The organism is Granulicatella sp. WM01 (assembly GCF_004570605.1).
In the GTDB taxonomy this organism is placed as follows: Bacteria; Bacillota; Bacilli; order Lactobacillales; family Aerococcaceae; genus WM01.
This window is the reverse complement of the sequence record NZ_SPPB01000187.1, coordinates 1-243: the sequence shown is the minus strand read 5'-3', so window position 1 is coordinate 243 and position 243 is coordinate 1. Positions and strand designations below refer to the sequence as shown.

At 38.7% G+C, this 243-nt stretch carries 1 pseudogene; it reads right to left on the bottom strand.

Features of this window, described 5'->3' with window-relative positions:
- Window positions 1-243 (bottom strand): annotated as a pseudogene (locus tag E4T68_RS09880) (ISNCY family transposase); the annotation flags it as partial.

Sequence of the window (243 nt, the reverse complement as noted above, 5' to 3'; positions counted from 1 at the left end):
CAACAATATTACCAGAAGCATCATCAATGGCAACATGAAGATGAGAGACAGTTTGACCAAACCATCTGAATTGACTAGCGTCCATTTGTATCAGTTCGCCGCAATATTTTTTTCTTGGACGACTAGGGTGGATAGTGTCACTATCTGCTAGAAACTCACAAGAACGGGGTAAGTTTATAGACAATTCATGTCTCACCTGTTGTGCTACTTTTTTCTGTTGTTTTAGTCGTTTTACTGTTTTAC